Annotated in this window: 10 protein-coding genes; 4 read left to right on the top strand and 6 right to left on the bottom strand. The window is 58.8% G+C overall.

The window, feature by feature from the left end:
- Positions 1 to 39: 39 nt before the first annotated feature.
- Positions 40 to 1,335, top strand: a complete 1,296-nt coding sequence (locus tag GRAN_RS13275) for a cytochrome c3 family protein (RefSeq protein WP_128913504.1) — start codon at positions 40 to 42, stop codon at positions 1,333 to 1,335.
- 12 nt (positions 1,336 to 1,347) lie between these two features.
- On the opposite strand, the gene deoC is transcribed toward GRAN_RS13275, so the two are convergent.
- Positions 1,348 to 2,115 carry a deoxyribose-phosphate aldolase gene (gene deoC / locus GRAN_RS13270; protein WP_128913503.1) on the bottom strand — a complete coding sequence of 256 codons (768 nt, stop codon included), beginning with the start codon at positions 2,113 to 2,115 and terminating at the stop codon, positions 1,348 to 1,350.
- A gap of 633 nt (positions 2,116 to 2,748) precedes the next feature.
- Between deoC and GRAN_RS13265 the strand changes: the two genes are divergently transcribed.
- Positions 2,749 to 3,801: a hypothetical protein gene (locus GRAN_RS13265; RefSeq protein ID WP_128913502.1), complete on the top strand. Its 1,053-nt coding sequence runs from the start codon at positions 2,749 to 2,751 to the stop codon at positions 3,799 to 3,801.
- Between the two features lie 66 nt (positions 3,802 to 3,867).
- Here the strand turns inward: GRAN_RS13265 and GRAN_RS13260 are convergent, their stop codons facing one another.
- Entirely contained in the window at positions 3,868 to 5,460 is a 1,593-nt protein-coding gene (locus tag GRAN_RS13260; protein WP_128913501.1) for a UdgX family uracil-DNA binding protein, read from the bottom strand.
- Between the two features lie 452 nt (positions 5,461 to 5,912).
- On the opposite strand from GRAN_RS13260, the gene GRAN_RS13255 reads away from it, so the two are divergent.
- A complete protein-coding gene (locus GRAN_RS13255) occupies positions 5,913 to 6,899 on the top strand; it encodes a GGDEF domain-containing protein (protein WP_161570966.1) in 987 nt (328 codons plus the stop codon).
- Between the two features lie 15 nt (positions 6,900 to 6,914).
- Here the strand turns inward: GRAN_RS13255 and GRAN_RS13250 are convergent, their stop codons facing one another.
- Together GRAN_RS13250 and GRAN_RS13245 are read right to left on the bottom strand one after the other, a co-directional pair.
- Positions 6,915 to 10,769: an LVIVD repeat-containing protein gene (locus GRAN_RS13250; RefSeq protein WP_128913499.1), complete on the bottom strand. Its 3,855-nt coding sequence runs from the start codon at positions 10,767 to 10,769 to the stop codon at positions 6,915 to 6,917.
- 41 nt (positions 10,770 to 10,810) lie between these two features.
- A complete protein-coding gene (locus GRAN_RS13245; RefSeq protein WP_128913498.1) occupies positions 10,811 to 12,988 on the bottom strand; it encodes a carboxypeptidase-like regulatory domain-containing protein in 2,178 nt (725 codons plus the stop codon).
- 88 nt (positions 12,989 to 13,076) lie between these two features.
- Between GRAN_RS13245 and GRAN_RS13240 the strand changes: the two genes are divergently transcribed.
- Entirely contained in the window at positions 13,077 to 13,685 is a 609-nt protein-coding gene (locus GRAN_RS13240; protein WP_128913497.1) for a Pycsar system effector family protein, read from the top strand.
- Positions 13,686 to 13,689: 4 nt separating this feature from the next.
- Here GRAN_RS13240 and GRAN_RS13235 read toward each other — a convergent pair whose 3' ends face one another.
- Positions 13,690 to 15,786: a tetratricopeptide repeat protein gene (locus GRAN_RS13235; RefSeq protein WP_128913496.1), complete on the bottom strand. Its 2,097-nt coding sequence runs from the start codon at positions 15,784 to 15,786 to the stop codon at positions 13,690 to 13,692.
- 46 nt (positions 15,787 to 15,832) lie between these two features.
- On the bottom strand, positions 15,833 to 16,537 hold the full coding sequence (locus tag GRAN_RS13230; protein WP_128913495.1) for a DUF4384 domain-containing protein: 705 nt from the start codon (positions 16,535 to 16,537) through the stop codon (positions 15,833 to 15,835).
- Positions 16,538 to 16,673 lie beyond the last annotated feature (136 nt).

Here is a 16,673-nt window from a genome sequence, read left to right as displayed (position 1 = left end):
CGGTAGGTCAGCCCCAATCACGAAAGGAAGGAGTCCGCTTTGGCGATCCGTAAACGCACTACAAAATCCGTCGCAAAGCGGCACGACCTCGACTACTTCAAGAAGGGCTCGCCCATCCGGCTCTGGCAGTGGTACCTCGCCGCCGGTGCCCTCGTTCTGGCTGTCCTGTGGGTCAGCATCTCCGGCTTCCGCAGTGCAAACGCCTTCTCCGCCGGCCCCATCTCCAACTCGCATGCCGTCTTCGGCCAGAAGTGCGAGGTCTGTCACATCCCCGTCGTCAGCGGAGCGGGATGGGTCCCCGTCATCGGCAACCGCCGCCACGTCCCAGACTCGGCCTGTCAGAGCTGCCACCAGTCCGGCCCGCATCATGCCGACCTAACGAAAGTCACTCAACCCTGTAGCTCCTGCCACATCGAGCACGTTGGATCCATGCATCTTGCCGCCAGCCCGAACAAGGGCTGCACCCAATGCCACGCCAACCTCGAAGTCAGCAAGGGCATCCCCTCGGTCGCGGCGCACATCGATAGCTTCACCAAGGGCCACCCCGATTTCCGTCCCCTGCGTCTCGCCTCGATGGAAGTGAAGGAGGCCGCCTTCGGCCTCAAGTTCAACCACGCCGACCATCTCAAGCAGGGCCTCAGCGGACCTCCGGGCAAGGGCCCGGTCACTCTCAAGTGCGCAAGCTGTCACCAGATCGAAGACGCCAAGGGGCGCGACACCGCTCACTCCGGCATCATGGCTCCGGTCAGCTTCGAGAACTCCTGCCGCTCCTGCCACTCACTCGAGTTCGACAAAGCTACTGCAGAACAAGCTCCGCACACTACCTCCGCAGAAGCGCTTGCCTTTGTCCGCACCAAGGAAGCCATCCTTCACCCCAACGACGGTGAAGCCCTCAACAAAGCCGAGACCATTCTCTTCCGCGAGAAGTGCGCCCTCTGCCACACCGTCGCTGGCGTCGAGATGTTCCCCCACATGACGAACGCGGTCTTCCCCACCCCAGCTGTCACACCGTCGAAGCAGCCGGACCGCTTCTTCTCCGCCGCGCTCTTCAGCCACACCGCCCACAGCGCCGTCCAGTGCGAGGAATGCCACGCTGACGCCCTCAAGAGCACAAGCGGCAAAGACCTCCTGCTGCCCAAAATCGCCACCTGCCAGCGCTGTCACGACGGCGAGAGCCACCCTCAGGGTCCGGTCCTAAGCACCGGACACGCTGAATCGGGCTGCTATCTCTGCCACGAATACCACGAGGTAAAGCCCCACCAGGTAGCCGTAGCTCAAGGTGACGAGAAGCAAAACCCTGCCTTCCGCATCGACCAGCTTCTTCCTTCGCACTAAGCAGCAAGACAACTAATAGCCTGCGGGAATCGGCTGGTTGGAGACCTGTCCCCTGAGTTCAGCCAAGATTCGAACGCTGGCCGAAGCACCGATCCGGTTCGCTCCCGCTTCAAGCATCGCAGTTGCGTCAGCGAGGGAACGAATCCCGCCCGAGGCTTTTACCCCGGCGCGTGAGCCAGCATGACTGCGAAGCAGGGTGATGTCGTCCGCGGTCGCTCCGCCGGTGGAAAAACCGGTGCTCGTCTTGAGGAAATCAGCTCCAGCCGCCAAGGCAAGTTCGGCGGCCCGATGCTTTTCCTCGAAGCTCAGCAGGCAGGTTTCAAGGATGACTTTGACGATGGCTCCAGAACCGTGAGCGAGTTCGACAACCCCACGAATATCCTGTTGCACATGCTCGAAGTCTTCGGCGGTTCCGGACTTTAGCAAGCCAACATTCAGGACCATATCGACGTCGTGCGCACCGTACTTCAGAACGCGCACGGTCTCGTCGCGCTTGGAAGCAGAAAGACTCGCTCCGAGCGGAAAACCAATCACAACGCCGACGGGAATGCCGGTGCCGGCGAGAGCAGCGGCTGCGGTCGCAACCCAGAAGGGGTTGACCATGGCACACGCGAAGCGATGTTCAGCGGCTTCAGCGCAGAGCTGAAGCACCTGGGCGCGCGTAGCTTCCGGTTTCAGGAGAGTATGGTCAAGGGTTGCGGCGAGCTTTCCGGGAGAAGAAAGCGCCTGAAGGGCAAACGTCGTGGCGTCGTAAGTCGTGAGGTCTGAGAGTGTGGTCATGGTGCTGGATTGCTCCTTCTGCGCGTCCTGTCCTTCCGGTGCGTCGATCCTGTGGAAGCCGTAAGGCCGCTTTGCTCCGGCTACCTTTTATCATATTCGCCCTTGTCAATGGCGAGGAAACGAGACATTCATGAAGGAGAGAGCGATGGTCTCTAGTCTCTGAAAATTGCTATGGGAGCCCCGCAAACCGATTCGATCATTCCTGGAAAGGCACCCAACCTTGAGGTAGAGTTAATACAATCAGCGGAGTTTGAAACCCTCGGTTTCGCCTGCCTTGGTCGCAGTGTGAGTGTCTTCCTTGCATCCACGGTACGACTTTCGGGCCGTTTCCCCAATGAGTAAGCCCGTTTACACTTGCTCCATCAACCAAGCCATTGAGCCTAAAGCGTATCCCTGGGGAACACCCAAACGATTCTCCTCGCAGACCGTTTTGCGCCCGGAGGCACACCTACCATAAGACAAGGGGCCCATTTGAAGACAGTCGCGGCAGCATTGTTCGCATTGACCTTCCTCGCAGCATCGACCGGTTCATCACAGGCGGCTACTCCCACCTGCTCTGCCATGACCCTTGGACAAGGCGCAGGGCTCAATGGCTTCATTCCGTTCCTAGTGACAGATCCTTGGCGACAGAGCGTGGCAAGCGCGGCAGTGGATCCGAATTCAGCCGCTCTCATTGCCAAGCTGGGGACGAGCAAGATGCATGCCGATTTCGGAGCAGGAGAGTACGACGGAAGCTACATGGGTATTCCGTATATCGTCGTCAGCGGACAAGCCAAGGTCAAGGTGAACTACCAGGCGTATGGATCGGAGAGCGATGCCGGCCCGATGCCGATCCCCGCCTCGACACTCTACGAGGGATACCCGAGCACTGCGGCCGGAGACCGGCACGTGCTTGTTCTCGATCGAGACAACTGCTTCCTCTACGAACTCGACGACTCTTATTTGCAGAGCGACGGATCCTGGAATGCGGACTCGGGTGCCGTGTGGGATATCACGAACAACAACAGCCGTCCCTACCAATGGACGTCGGCGGATGCGGCGGGGCTCCCGATTTTTCCTGGACTCGCTCGTTATGACGAGGTAGCTTCCGGCCAGATCAATCACGCTCTTCGATTCACGGTAGCCAGCTCACGCAAAGCCTTTGTCGCCCCGGCAACGCACTGGGCCTCGACGAATACTGCGACGAATCTCCTCCCGATGGGAGCCCGCCTGCGACTGAAGGCCACCTACGACATCTCTACCTTTACGCCGCAGACGAAGGTGATCCTTACCGCGCTTAAGACGTATGGAATGATCGTGGCGGATAACGGCAGCAACCTTTACCTCAGCGGAACCCCTGACTCGCGCTGGAACAACGACGATCTACACGAGCTTGGAACGGTTCCTGCGTCGGCCTTCGAGGTAGTCACGATGGGAACGCCCATCATCGCAACGACCATCCCGAAGGGTACCTCTCCTGTGATCTCAGCATTAAAGTCTTCAGCAACGGCGGCTGTGGCCAGCGGTACTGCGGTCACCCTTACCTGGGCGGCAACCGGCTCGTCATACTATGTCCTCTCGCCAGAGATCGGCGCGGTGCGAGGAACAGCGGCGGCAGTACATCCCACCGTGACAACTACCTATACGCTGGTCGCGAACAACCACTTCGGAAGCACAACGAAGTTAATCACGGTGACGGTCAAGTAAGCACGACGGAGAGGCTTGAGGCACCCGCTGAGTCTTGTGATCAGACTCGGCGGGTGCCTTTCGCGTTCAAGCGATCGCGTATTTGTGAGCAGCGCCCAGATCTTCCTTCAGAAAGCGGAATAGTTCGTCGCCCGTCTCGTGATCCCTGGCACGAAGGATAGCGCTGGGATGAATCGTCGCCATGACGTTGCCGAACAACGGGCTCTCGATCAGTTTGCCATGATCGCGCATCAGGGCAAATGTCCCTCCCAGCAGGGACTTTGAGGCGCTCGCTCCAAGGCATAGGATGACCTTTGGTTCAATGGCTTCGATCTCTGCGAGAAGCCATGGACGACAGGCCATGATTTCGGACATCCGGGGATTCTGGTGCAGCCGGAATTTTCCGCGTTGGACAAACTTGAAGTGCTTGACGGCGTTCGTGAGGTAGAGAGCGGAGCGGTCCATTCCAAGCTCGTTGAGAGCTCGGTCAAGCACCTTGCCCGCCGGTCCGACGAACGGCAGCCCCTGCATGTCTTCCTGGTCTCCCGGCTGCTCACCAACGAGCATGATTTTACTGCGAATGTTGCCGGTTCCGGGGACCACCTGCGTGGCATGGCAGTAGAGATCGCAACCCTTGCAGCTCGGGAGGGCGGCCTGCAGGCTTGGGATAGAGTGATCGGCTGGTATGAAAGCCTCGGCGGACGGCTTTTCCTGCTGCCTGGAGACCATGGTGGCGACCCTGGTCTTGGATTGCGTGATGAGTGTGGGAAGAAGGCTGACTTCGGGCAGATCCTTCCAGTAACGAACTGGCATCTCGGAGCGCATAGCCTCGGGATTGAGGCGGGCCGGGTTGAAGATGCTCGCATAATAACTGCGCCAGAGGTCTTCCAATTCGTCTTCGGCAGGTGCCGACTCGCGAGGAAGCCCCGGCGAAAAGACGAGCTTCCTGGTCGCAGGGCTCCACGAAACGCTCTCGTCGGGAGTAAGAATCGTCCAGCGCATAATGGAGAAGCGGTCGGCAAAGAACGGTGCTGCAAGCGGAAGGATGCGATGGTCGGGCTTGTACCAGGCGATGAAGTGCTCGCAGTTCTCGTCTTCGTCGGGGACCGGAGGATCCGGCGGTGCGCACTGCTCAATCTCTGTCTTAACGACTCCAAACGGTGTCGGAGTCGCGAGGACGAGATGGTGTGGCGATGGATCGGCCGGATCAGTCTGAACGAGAGGCTCGTCAATCACGACGGGACGCGCTTCCGGATCGGGAAGAATCAATTCCCCCGGTCGCAGCACTTTGCGGAAGCGCACAAACGCATGCATCTTGTGCAAGTCGCGGTGTACCTGGGCGGAGAAGCGTGTGAGTTGCAGGACATCAGAATCGGTCTCGATCTTCAGAAGATTTGGCTCGGTCTGAAGCCGGTAAAGGACACGGTAGAGCAGATTCCAGCGAGTGGGATCCCGGTGAATTGCGGCGTACGTTGCAAGTTCGAGGAAGGTTTTGGATGCCCGGGGATGAGGAAACGGAGTGCCGACGGGTGCCTCGTCAGCCTCGAGCGACAACGTGAGCGAAGCTGGGGACGCCGCATCCTGCAGGTCGAGCTGATCGGGAGCATACCCATCGTGAAGTGCCTGCCGGGCCGCTTCGCGCCAGGCCTGGAAGTCGGGTTGGAGGAGAATGTGCTTCATAGCCTGCTACATGGATTTGGATGCGAAGTCGGGCAGGCGAGACTGAAACAGAGGTCACTCATGTCATCGCCTCGTTGGAAAATGAGCGGTTCGTCAATCCCCCGGAAAGCGGATGTGGATACCACGGAAAGCGGATGTTCGCTCCTGTCCAGAAAGCATAGGCTGACGTGCATGATCGCATGTTCTCGATGTCGCCGGCAGTGCATTAGGCGGCAGCCGGAAGGCAGGTTCCTACGTCGCAGTCCATCTCAATCACTCTCTCGAAGATAGACGCTACGAGCATCCTACTGCTCGCCTTCTCGCTTCTCGCCTGCGGGAGCGTGGCTCTACTGGTCGTGCGATGGAGTAACCCGCGGCTTAAAGGACTCGGCTGGCTGGGCGGAGGGTTCGCTGCGGGATGCGCGGGCGTCACGCTCATGATGCTATACGGGCTCGTGCCAAGAGTATGTTCCGTGCTCTTGTCCGACATGCTCATCCTCGGCTCGTTCATTCTCCTGCACGTGGGCGCTCTCGAGCTCAGCGGAAGAAAGAATCTCTTCCCCAGGCTCGGCGTTGCGCTGCTTGCTTCGCAGGTAGTTGCTTTTGCGGCGATGACGTCTATACACCCTCACCCGGCTATGCGGATCGCTTTGATAGGAGCTCTCGTCTCGATCCAGGTTTGCGAGACCATCCTGCTTCTTCTGCGCGGCGCGAAGGACAGGGCGCGCATGCCCATGTATTTCTGCGCTACGATCCTTACCGGATTTATAGCCGTCAACATCTTCCGCAGCCTTGCCGTTCTGTTTATTCCCAGGTTCCAGCGACAGCCCTACGCAGGGGATCTCGTGACGATCAGCTTCGTCGTCTTCATCACCGTCGCCTTGGGGATCGCCTTTGGCTTCTTCTGGATGACAACCGCCGAACTCAGCGCCGAGTTGGAGAAAATGGCCAGCACGGATCCACTCACCCGCATATACAACCGGCGCGTCTTCCGGGAATGGTGTGAACGAGAGATCGATAAGAGTCGGCGCAAGGGATCGACGTTCTCGCTTCTGATGATGGATCTCGACCACTTCAAGCAGATAAACGACCGCTTCGGCCACATCGGTGGAGACGAGATGCTGATCGGCGTCGTCGAGAAGATGCAGGACTCGGTGCGAGGCATCGACATCCTCGGACGCTGGGGCGGCGAAGAATTTGTCGCACTTCTCCCGGGAGCCTCGCAGGACGCGGCCCTCATTGTGGCGCAGAGGGTGAGAATCAACATCGAGAAGCTCCTGATGAAGCGGCCCGAGGGTGCTTCAAAGCAGGGGGGAGAGCCCATGCGTCTCACAGTAAGCGTCGGAGTCGCAACCTACAGGGGAAAGGCCGATCAACTGGAAGATATCTTCCAAAGGGCAGACACCGCCTTATATCGGGCGAAAGAGGGCGGAAGAAACCAGGCGTTGTGGATGGCTTAGCGTGAGCCCGAGAGCTTAGCGAACCGCAGCCACCGCATTCCCTGGAGTAGCAGCCGCTGGAGGATCGTCCGTCACGGTATAGAGCTCGCCGGCCCGCAAATACATCTTTCGCATCTCCTCGCCATTCAGCGGCCGGGCCCCGCGCCGTCCAAACACGGCAAGCTGGTTCCCATTCTCATCGACCGCCCGATCGCGATCGATTCCCTTCGAGATCGCCAGCGCCTCGCCCTTCATCTTGCGCGTGGCGATCAACTGCGGCACAGGCTCCGGTGAGAATCCATAAAAGTTCCTCTGGGTCCCCGGAGAAAAGAGCTGCACGATTCGCATCCCGTTCTTTCCATCGGCAACGAATGCAAACTGGCTCGAAGCCACCATACCGATCTTCAGATCATGCGTATCGTTCAAAGCCCCACCTGCATTGAACATCATGTCCATCTTTGGATGCTCCGGATGCTCGACATCGACAATCCCGATACCGTCTTTCCCCGCTGAGACGTAGGCATACGTGCGCGCGACATAGACGTTCTTTGCATCCGCGAACGGAACCGTATCGCCCACCCGGCGCAGCTTCTCGGGATGCGTTATGTCGTAGACCTTCATCCCCTCGGCATCCACCACAAACGCATACCTGAACTGCACCGCGACCCCGCGCCCATCGTGAATCTCCGGGTACGAGCCGATCACCTTCGGGTGAAGCGGGTCTTCGAGCGAAACCACGAACATGCCTTTATCGGCCAGGATGTAAGCGTTGGTGCCCGCAATCGTAATTCGCCGCGCGCCATCGAGCACTCCATCCGGATTGAACGCCAGCGCCCTTTTCAGGAAGTTGTTCTGCGGGTTCCCATCCAGCAGCGTCCCAACGCCCTTCTTCGGATCGCCAATCACTACCAAGCCCTCGAACTTATCCGTCACGTACAGAAATGCGTACATGGGATGAATTCCCTGCTCCTCGTTTTCCGCAATCTGCGTTCTCAGCGGATCAAGAGCCAGCGTCGAAGGCGAGGCCACCGACGTCGCATACTTCGTCTTGACGTAGAACTTCTGCCCAAGGGGTGAAACGGGCGCAGTCTGCAAACGCTCCGAGTCGTCCTTGATGTCGACGTTCGCCACGTCGAACACCCGGAAGCCGCCTTTGCCCATCGCTGCGTACAAGTACTCGCCACGAAGCTGCACGTCGAGCACGTCCTCACCCTCATGCTCCAGCGCGCCCTTGAGGAACCGGCCGCCCCTCACGAACTTCTCGTAGTCCGCCGGATAAGCGAGCTTCTGGAAGTCGCTTCCAGCGATCACCGGAGGCTCCGTGCTTGCCGCCACCGGAACTGCCTCGAATCCATGATCGCCGTTCGCGACATAGATATATTTGCCCATGAAGTTGAGGAAGTTGGTTCCCTGCACCAGCAACTGCGCCATCCAGGCATTGTTGTCGCCGTTCGCCGATACGTGACAATCCGTGCAGCCCTTCGTCTCCTTACCCCGGACTGTGTGCGGTACATATGTGCTGAACGCTTCACCGCTGAACCCGGGCGACGACACCGTCTGCTGCTGCTGATAGATCCAGTTGCGATTGGCATTTTGCGAACTCACCACAACCGCGCAGGCCGACCGTACCGGAGCAATCTTGTTCCCAGTAGGCGTCCCATCGATGCCCAGCATATAGACATCGTCGCGAAGCACCTGGAAATTGTAAGCAGTCCAGTTACGTGTCGTTTCGCCTTCGTTATGCAGCATAGGCATCTTCTGGTTCGCCGACATCGAAAGGTGGCATCCGAAGCATGAAGTCGTCCAGGAAGAGTGACAGCTCTGGCACGTCATCCGACTGTCGTTATGAGCCAGTTTCTTCATGTCATCGGTATGGCCCCACGTCACGCCATCCGTCTGGAGCGTCTTCGCCAGCCTCGACTTCTCACTGTAGTGCTCGTTACCCGGAGTGATGGTATCAAGGGTCTGCACGACCTCCCACTCCACCTTCTCATCCACATTCGACCGCTGCCAGAGCTTGCCATCACGCCAATAGAACCGCGCCTGCTTGAAGGGCGTCCGCATCCTCAGCAAATTCGAAGATAGGTCGTTGGCCGAAGCCGGTCCGCTCGTCTTCAAAGTCGCTTTCTGCTGAATCGTCCCATGACAATCCACGCAGCCGATCTCGACCGCGTTCCTGGTCTCGCCGTACAGCTTGCCATTGCCGTGCACGTCCTGCGTAAAGTGGCAGTCGATGCAGTGCATGCCCTTCTCGAGGTGGATGTCCGCGAGATGCACCGATTTGCCCAGCGCCTCAGGATCGTCCGCCAGGATCTTCTTGTCATCCTTATCGAGCAGGTTACCCTTACGGTCGCGCTTGTACACCGCGCGGAAGATCCATCCATGCGAGTGGAAGTCCGCGAACTGCGTATCCTTTAGGTTCGCGTTGAAGTCCTTCGTCCCAAGCCGCAGCAGGAAGTCTGGATCGGCCCAGTTTCCGCGCGGCGCCGAGCCCTCCGGATTCCTCACCCGAACATCATGCAACTCCTGCTCGGACGGGTTGTGCTGCTTCTCCGGATACATCGTCTTGCCATCCGCCTCGTTGTCCCACCAGGTAAATCCGTAGTAGCTCGTGACCATGTTCGTGCCGGGATGCACGTGGCAAGTCATGCACTGCGACGACGGAATCATCTTCGTGAACGAGTGCGTCAGCGGATGTCCCGGCTCTCCGCGATTGACCGTCTTATCTTCGCTGATGCTCTGACCACGATTGCCATAAATCGAGATCGGACCCGAATGCAACGGATCACGGTCGTTCGCATAGACGACATGGCAGCCTGAGCAGCCCGACCCACGATAGTCTCCCGCTTGATCATTCGTACCCGGAAACGAAAGTAGCGGATCCAGAAGACGGGTCTTCTGCAGTCCGAGGAACACCGGGTCCGTGCGCAGGTCGGTCCCAATACCACGGTCGCTGAGTTTCGTGTCCGGCTTACCCGCCATCTCTTCCGGACTAGGATTGCCGATCTCCGACTTCTTCTCACCGCCGCGTTCGAAAGGCCGAAGCATGTTCCCCGGTTCCGACACCTCCCAACGCTGCAGCGGATCGAGATACGGAAGAACGCCCTTCATCTTCGTCTCTTGCGCGGTCGGGGGCGGGAAGGTCCGCAGTCTCTCCGGTTTCCCATCGATGTCGTAGCTCTCGCCGAAGTGTGGGTTCTTCAGCGGATACGCTCCGTTGTTATAGAGAGCCGCTCCCCACAGCATCGCGCCATGGGTCATCATGCTCGTCTTCACATTGCGCGTCTCGTTGGCATGACATGCCCCGCACGTCTCCGGCGCGACCCGCAAGTCGCCCGGGTTGGCAAACCGTACGAACTCGTAGCTCTCCCTAAGCCAGCGCGTATACACCCGCTTGGGATTCCCGCCCTGCTCCATGTCCTGAGGGAACCGCGGCTGCACGTGCGCGCTCATCTCAGCAGCAGCGTATTCCTTGGAGCCCCGCTCACCCGCCACCATGACCTCCGCTCGCCCACCGTGGCAGTCCGCGCATCCAAGCGTCACGGTGTCCTCGGAGTGCATGTTCGGATGCTCAATCCCGGTGTGGCAACTGACGCATCCCACGCTGGACTTCTGCGCGTCCTCAGCCGATTCGCCCTGCCGAATCCCCGTTCCCGGATGCCCCGCGACCTTGATCTTCCCGCCACTGGCTGACGTGATCTGGTGCGGCGTCTCTATCTGCGCGGCCTCGGCCTGTCCCTCGCGCTGCGCCTGCTGCCGAGCCTCAACACCTTGCACATGCTGCATCCGCGCAATCGCCAATCCCGCCGAAAGCATCACCGCGACCACGAGCCCCCGGCGTACGGAGACGTGATCTGCGCGGCGTGCGAACGTTCGGAAAAAGTCAAGCATCAGGAGTGGCCCCTATCCTATCCAACAACGAAGCATGCTGCTCAAAACTGGAACTTGATGGCTCCAAATACCGAAATCAAAGTCTGGCTCGTATAGATATCGCGAAGCCCACGCAGAGGTATAAGATCCGTCGCACCCGCGTGAATAGAAATGTTCTCCGAAAGCCTCGGCCGGTAGATCACCCCAATACCCGAGTCAACTCCAACTGTCCGTCGAATCCCGTTCTGCTGTAGTAGGAAGATCAGCGACTGTGTCCGCGCGAACTGCATGAAGTTAACATTCCCGACGATCTTCAGCCTCTGTGTCAGATCGACATCGACGCCCGCGTTGTAAAGATACAGTCCAGGGTTCACGAAGTTCGATTGCCCCTGATCCTTGCTCGATCGCAGATCCGGAAGAAAGCTATCCGGAGCGGTCAGCGCCACGCCCGCACGGGTCAGCGGAATGCCCTCGCGATTGAAGAAGCTAAACTCGCCACCGGCGAAGGCCACGCCATCGACGATCGAGCTGAAGCCGTGCCCGGTTCCACCTCGTGGGTCGTCATCGCCCGAAGAGTAGAGAAAGGAGGCGCGAACACGGTAGAAGTCGTGATCCTTCGAGACCTCCGCCGCCGCAAACTGGGCGTTGATATCCTGCCGCTTCGCCGCGAGTTGGTTAAACGTATCATCACCCAGCACCTGGTAGAACGCATGCGTGATGTTGTACTTGCCGATGTGCCCGTCGCCTGTCCATCCAAAGTAGTTCGCGTCGATCCGGTGCGGAGCAATATTTCCAACGGGAGCCGGTCGCTGAATACGCCCATTATTGTCGTAGTACAACCTGCCGTTATCCCGAACGAAATGGTAGCTGAACTGCGCCGTATATCCCTGCGCGAAGAAATCCTGGATGTATATGTTCGCCAGCGCGACCTCGCGGTCCCGCCGGTGGAAGCTGTTCAGCCCGCTGTTCGTATCCTTCTCCAGCAGGTCGAAGCCCGCAACGTTGTACTGGATGCGATTGGACTTCAGGTTCCCAAAGAACCGAACGCCCGGCTGCTCATCCGCGAAGATGAAGCCACGAAAATCAGACACGAACTGCTGGATTCCGAAACGGATATTTGCAAAGTCGTAGTTCGGACCGAAGTCGTGCACCTTCACTTCGACAAAGCCTTCCTGCAACCCGAGGTGCCCGTCCACGCGAGTTGTCCCGTCACGCACATCAGGGCTCACGACCTGATATTCCCTCGCGCGCAGGTAATTGATGTTGGCCGCGGGAGTAAACCGCACGCGCCAGTCAACCGGGCGAAACGCAGCCGTATCTCCGTGGAAGAGATCGAAGGTCATCCGCACCGTCTCGGCCAGGAAGAACTGCCCACCTTTGCCGAAGAAGTACGGAGAATCCGGAGTTTGCGTGGCCTGTCCCGCAGGCGTCGGGAGACGCCGTCCATCCACAGCCGTGATCGAGCTTCCGGTAAAAGCAAAGAACGTCTTGCCGAAGATCGGCTTATCTGCCTTGAGCACATTGCGGTTGAACGGATCGTACCAATGACCGTACACAAAGAGCGATTCATCACGGGGGCCGTACCGGTGATAGTCGGGCATCGGGGCCTCCCATCGGTCGCGCTGGGGCTGGAAGTTCGCGGACGAGGGCTGCAGCGGCACCTCCTTCGGCACCACCACCGCGCCATCCGCATCTGGACGGCGACTCAACTCCTTATAGGAGCCATCGGCTAGAACATCCATCTGATCCTGCGTAATCGGTCGCCCATAACTCGACGGGATCTCCGGCACTCGGATCTCAACCGATAACACTTCGCCGGCCTTCAACTCCACCTGCGGCCTCTCCAGCGAACCGCCACCAGGGCGCGTCAGGACAAGCTGATAGCTCCCAGGGGGAACGTGCAGGATACGAAAGACTCCATCCGCCGACGTCACAGCCGCAGGCATAGAAACGCTCTGCCCCGTGCCGGTCAAACGAACCTGCAACCCAGGAACGGGCGCTCCAGCCGTACTCAGAACGACACCCTGCAGCGCGGCGTATAATATCACCTTCTGCTGCGGAATCCGCGTCGCCGGAGCCTGGTCTCGATTCACTTCCTGCACACTCGAGGGCCCCGGCGGGGTCTGTCCGGTTGCAGGCGCATCCCCTGTGGGAGGTGTCGCGGGAGCCTGTGCCAGCGACATTGCGGGGAGCAGAAGCATGGCCAGAAACCAGGTCGATTTGGGTGCTTCAATAGGCAAGTGAAGGGCTCCGAGCTAGCGTATCGTCGCCCGCCCGATTCAGCAAACACAATCTGAGGAAACCTGCTTTTCTGCTAGACTCCCGCTCATGCAAGGTGATGTTTCCACCACGGGCTCCGAACTCGATGTTGCCGGCGAGATAGAAAAACTTACCGAGGAAGCGAGGCTCGAGAGCCGCCTGACCTTCCTTTACAGGGTAGTCGAAGACACTCAGGGAACCATCCGCTTCCTCGATACCAAGGCCGCCTTCTGTGTGCCCCTCCTCTCCGCCATGGTTGCTGGCGCCTTGCAGCGTACAGCCGCGAACGTCGGCCCGCATCATCATGCCCTCTTCATTGCCTTCATGGCTGGCACCACAATCACACTGCTGGTTTGCATGCGTGTCATCTTCCCCACCATCAAGCCATCCAACAGCCTTCTCGGATCGAAGGGCCCCAAGTTTTACATCGGTCACAACAAGGCGCATCACTGGCTCCTCCATACCGTTCGAGACAACCTTGGAGACGTTCTTTCCGAGACCCACAACAGCTACGTGAGCGTCATGAAGGCCACGAGCGATAACGACCTGCTCAACTCGATGTGCGACGAGGTCCTGATGGTGGCTCTCATCCGACAGGTAAAAAGCGACCGCCTGCACGCCGCCTTGTTTTGTCTCACCGGGACCGTCTTCCTCTTCCTCGCGGTTATGCTCTTCTGATCGCTTACTTCACCTGTGCCAAAACCCCATCGATGTTTTTCACGTACTTCCTGGCCCTGTCCGCCTCGTTTGCATCGGGGTTCGCCGCGATAGCAGCATCGAAGTGCGTCTTCGCCGCCGCCAGCAGTCCAAGCGATTGCTGCTGATTGAACTTCTCCGAATACAGCACACCCAGCCGGTAGTTCGTAAACAGGTCATTCGGAAGATAGGTCAACGCAACATTGCAATCCCGGATCGCCGGATCGAGCTGCTTCTCCATGTATTCGCTATCGCACAGGCCGAGATTAGCCTGCCCCCGCAGTTCCTTCCAGATATCAGTCTGCGCCGCCCGTTTCTTCCGACCCATCCCAAGTAGATAGCCTGCGACGTAGTAGTTCAATTGCCCCGCCTTACCCGTATCGAAGTTCGAGAGCAGCAGGTAACTGTTGTACTCCTGCATCGCCTCGGTCGGTTCCTTCAACTGCCGCAGACACTCCGCCAGCCAGAAGTGAGCCTCGGCGTTCTTCGGCGTCAGCTTGATCGCCGTCAGCGCCGAAGTCTTGCCATCCGGAAAGTCTCCCTTCCGCGCATACGCCTGCGAAAGCAGATACCACGCCGTCCCACGATCCGGCTCTCTGCGAGTCACAACGTTCAATTGCCGGATAGACTCATCAAGATCACCCGCGTCCAAAAGTGCAGCCGCGTAGCCCGAACGCGCTTCCATGTAGTCGGGATCGATTTCGATCGCCTTCTTCAGCGCTGTCAGGGCCTTCTGATCCTCAAACAGAGCATTCTCGACGCGTCCAAGGTAGAGGTAAGCCTGGCTATACTTCGGGTCGATCTGGATGGCCCTTTCGAAGTGGTCCGCAGCCTTCTTGTAATTCTCCTCGAAGCCCTTGTTATAGAACTCAATCCCCTTATCGAACTCATCCACCGCGGCCCGGCTCGCACGCCGCGCAATCAGCATCCGGATCGTCACCGTCGTATCCTGCCCCGGATACACCTGCTCCTCGCGAGGACCATCCGGCTCGTACCCAAGATGAATGCCCTTGATGGTGTGCGCCCCCGGAGTAATACCCGGCAAACGCAAAGGCTTATCCTTATTTACAATCCCCGCGCTGCGCCCATCGATCCACACCTCGGTGTTGTCCATGTTGGCTTCAACAATGAGGTTGCCATACTGCGGCGGAGGAAGGTTCGCCTTCACCCGCGTCGCGTTGTAGGCCAGCACCATGTTCGGATCGAAGCTTCCACGCTCGCTCGTCGGATTCTGGCGTGCATCGGTGGCTAGTCGAACGTTCGTATGGACATATTCGCCAAGCTCATCCGCATCGACAACTCCATCCCCATTCGTATCCGCCTCACCTTCGAGCCCCTTCACGACGTAATACGTGAAGATCCCATGTCCGCCGCCCCACTTCTCGCTCTCGAAGCTCTGTTCCCTGTCCCTGCTCGCAGTCAGCGAAAACAGTGACTTCTGCACATCAAGCAGCGTCTGGTTCACCTGCTTCCGGTCCGCCTCCGGAGTGATCGCGCCCGAGTGGCAGGCGTCCGTGATCAGCACCTTCCACTTACCTTTGATCTTGCCGCCGATCACCGCACCGAGCGAGTCCATCGGATACGCACTGTTCGCGACATTATGAATGTCGACGTCATACGGCGCGAGATACCCCTTGCCGCTCGAAACGAATCCATGGCCCGCGAAGTAGATCAGCACACGATCGTTCTCTTTCGTCACCGAAGGAAGCCATTCCTCGATCTCATGCCGAATGTTCGCAACCGTAGCCCGATCGTTGATCAGCTTATGCACATTCTCCGCAGGAAACTGTCCACCCTCAGGACTAATCAACGCCGCATAAATATCCTCCGCATCGCGATTCGGGAACTCGAGCTGCGCGGAAGCCGGGAGATTTTTATAGGTAGCAATTCCGATCACGACCGCATAACTGCGTGGAATCGTCACCGCCGCCTGCGCGCCTTTCTGCTGGATTGCCTTCAGGTCACGCGTCGCACCCTGGTCGGTAGCAGACGGTGGATCAGGCGCCGGCGTGGTCTGCCCCATCACCAGAGAGGTAATGAAAACCGACACGAGGAAAAGCAGGAGAACTCGTAAGAATCGCATAGCGTGGATCCTGACCTAAATACTCACATGGAGCCCAAATGGATTTCTACTGATGCGCCAACCGGAACGTGTAGAGCATTGGCGCCGCCTGTGGTCCGGCCACCGTCACGGTCGCATCGCCCTTCTTCTTCGAGAACACAATATCGCGCGATGCCTCTCCAGCGATAGGCTTCAGCGGGGCCGGAAGCTCAGTTTCCTTGGGCAGAGCAGCCGGCCCGGCTGAGTCGTCCATGCATTCACCCCGCGCCCTGAAGATCCGATCGTTGCATCGCGGCTTCATCGAAGACACCGGCCCCGGAGCCACGAAGCTCGAAGCTGTCGGCGTCGCAAGCGCGGTCGGACTCAACAGAAAATAAAGCACGTCAAACCCGGCCGGTCCCTGCACTTCAAACCATCCCTCATCCACCGCCGGTACAAGGTACTGCTTGTCAGGTAGGACGCGATTGTCGCTCCCGGTGTCCGCCGACGGAAACACCGTCGAGAACCGCCCCGATGTCCCCTGGTTCATAACGTATAGGTACCCCAGGTAGTGGCTGTTTAACCGCATTCGGATCACGTCTCCCGTCTCGAATACGTGTCCGGTCGCCATGGGCTCGACCCTGCCGTTCTTCTTACGCTCGAGCGTAATCTCGACCAGGTCCGGGGTAGCTTTCGCTGCAACATCACCACCCGCCGCGGGAGGCGCGGGAGTGGCAGGCCCAAGTCCCGTAAGCCCTAGCAATACAACGGATAGAAGAGAAGAAGCAATCACCGGACACCTCGGGCAGAACAAGCTTCGAGGACCCTTATACAGCCGTTTGCGTCAACTTACCATTCCACGCCTGGGATAAATTTCGCGTCCATTCACCGTTCCAAATCTAGGTTGCCATGAGTTCACAATATCTATT

It is taken from the genome of Granulicella sibirica (genome assembly GCF_004115155.1).
Taxonomy (GTDB): Bacteria; Acidobacteriota; Terriglobia; order Terriglobales; family Acidobacteriaceae; genus Edaphobacter; species Edaphobacter sibiricus.
This window is presented reverse-complemented; position numbering and strand designations above follow the sequence as displayed.

Excerpts from the sequence above, each read along its gene's own strand:
- deoC (WP_128913503.1), bottom strand. The coding sequence starts at position 2,115 with ATGACCACACTCTCAGACCTCACGACTTACGACGCCACGACGTTTGCC.
- GRAN_RS13260 (WP_128913501.1), bottom strand. The coding sequence starts at position 5,460 with ATGAAGCACATTCTCCTCCAACCCGACTTCCAGGCCTGGCGCGAAGCG.
- GRAN_RS13250 (WP_128913499.1), bottom strand. The coding sequence starts at position 10,769 with ATGCTTGACTTTTTCCGAACGTTCGCACGCCGCGCAGATCACGTCTCC.
- GRAN_RS13240 (WP_128913497.1), top strand. The coding sequence starts at position 13,077 with ATGCAAGGTGATGTTTCCACCACGGGCTCCGAACTCGATGTTGCCGGC.
- GRAN_RS13235 (WP_128913496.1), bottom strand. The coding sequence starts at position 15,786 with ATGCGATTCTTACGAGTTCTCCTGCTTTTCCTCGTGTCGGTTTTCATT.